This window comes from Synechococcus sp. CCY9202, from assembly GCF_034931685.1.
GTDB lineage: Bacteria > Cyanobacteriota > Cyanobacteriia > PCC-6307 > Cyanobiaceae > CBW1002.
In genome coordinates this window covers 1-1,584 of the sequence record NZ_JAYGID010000117.1, presented here as the reverse complement: position 1 = coordinate 1,584, position 1,584 = coordinate 1, and the positions used below count along the sequence as shown (strand labels likewise).

Sequence of the window (1,584 nt, the reverse complement as noted above, 5' to 3'; positions counted from 1 at the left end):
CGGAAGGTCTTGGGCTTGCTCATGCCCCATATTATCGACCAGATCCATTGCAGCCACTGAGATCTGGGCAGATTCAGGGGCGTCTGTGGAGCATGCGGGCGGTGATCTATGCGCGACAGGCTCCTAGCGTGATGGGGGATACCAGCGAAATGCCAATGTGGAGGAGCGCTGAATCAAGAGGATCGGGCGTGGCCAACAGGAGCGAAAAGAAAGGTTTTTCCCCACGCAAGGAGCCCCGCTTCAGTGTGCCGGCTTTCTCGGTTCAGATTGCTGCGATTTTAGAGATCGATGGCCAGCAGTACAAAGCTCGCCTATGGGATGTCAGCCTTTCAGGCTGCTGCATCGCCATTCCTGACAAAGAGGGATCCCCTGTGCCCGGGGATCATGGCCAGGTGCTCATCCGCAATCCCAGTCCGGGTGATCCTCTGGTGAGCAACGCTACCGTGATGTGGATGGATCATGTGGGATCAGCTTATTTTGTCGGCTGCAAATATGACAAGCCGATTGAGCTGCAGGGGACGTTTTTGTCTGTTTATGAGCAGAAGAGATAGTCTGGCTGTTTTCTGTCCTTGTTTTTCTTCGTGAAGCCTGTCAAGGTTAGATCCTCAACTCTCCGTCTGAGAAAACAAGTACGTTAAAGTTATTGAGCTGAATGCCATAGCCACCACCGCTCACATAGCATGATGTTCTGGTGCATGGTCCCGATCCAACTGTAGAAGTCTTTCGGAATGAATAGGAGGAGATCTGGCCAGGAAAGTAGGCGATATCTGATTCCGTACTGCTGGCTGTAATCGTCGTGGTAGAGGTGAGTGGCCTGTAATGGTTGACACCTCCAGCGGTGCTGCAAGGCGAGGATCCGCCGGCACAGGAGGATGGATTGTTCAAGTAGAGATCGTAAAGGGAAAAGATCGGATTTGAGTCTGTTGTGGACTGGAAGGTTCTTGTCACCGGGCTAGAGGATCCTGCCTGTGCGGCCAAAGTGACCTCAAGACTGCGGGCCAATGTAGAACTGGTTTTATTTAGAGTTGCCGTCATGGAAGTTGCCGTCGGCAGACGATCCAATACAACAGACTCAGACGATGCTCCCCCAGCATTGATGTTGCCAGAAGAATCATAGACAGGGCCGCAACGCACCAAGGCAAAAGGACCGGTCCAATCAGTAGAAGTTGAAGGCACTGAGCGTGTCGCATAAATTACTTGCCATGCTCCGTATTTTCCGGTAATGACCAACTTGACACTAGCCCCTGTTCCACATGCTGTTGGATAGGTTCCACTGTCTTCAACCAAAGAAGACATCTCAACTTCATAGCGGATCAGATTAGACGCTTGCGCAAGATCATCTTTGAGGGTCTGGGAAATCACATTGGCTCCTGAAAGACGGACCTCAGACGTGAGAACTGCACTGCCAATTCCAGCAATGACAAGAGCGCCAATCGCCGAAGCAATTAACAATTCAACTAAGAGTTTGCTGAAAAACCCCGCCACCTCTGCGAGAATGGGCCAACTGCCCCAGGTTTGATGCGAGGTCAGCAGGAGCGCAGCGGCTCCTTGTTCTCCTACGTCTCGATCGAGGAGCGGATCCCG

At 52.2% G+C, this 1,584-nt stretch carries 2 protein-coding genes; one reads left to right on the top strand and one right to left on the bottom strand.

Annotated elements, in window-relative coordinates; all coding sequences use genetic code 11:
- The coding region (locus tag VB777_RS14415) for a PilZ domain-containing protein (protein ID WP_323249788.1) at positions 1-551 on the top strand (551 nt) is incomplete at its 5' end.
- Between the two features lie 46 nt (positions 552-597).
- Here VB777_RS14415 and VB777_RS14410 read toward each other — a convergent pair.
- The coding region (locus tag VB777_RS14410; RefSeq protein WP_323249786.1) for a hypothetical protein at positions 598-1,584 on the bottom strand (987 nt) is incomplete at its 5' end.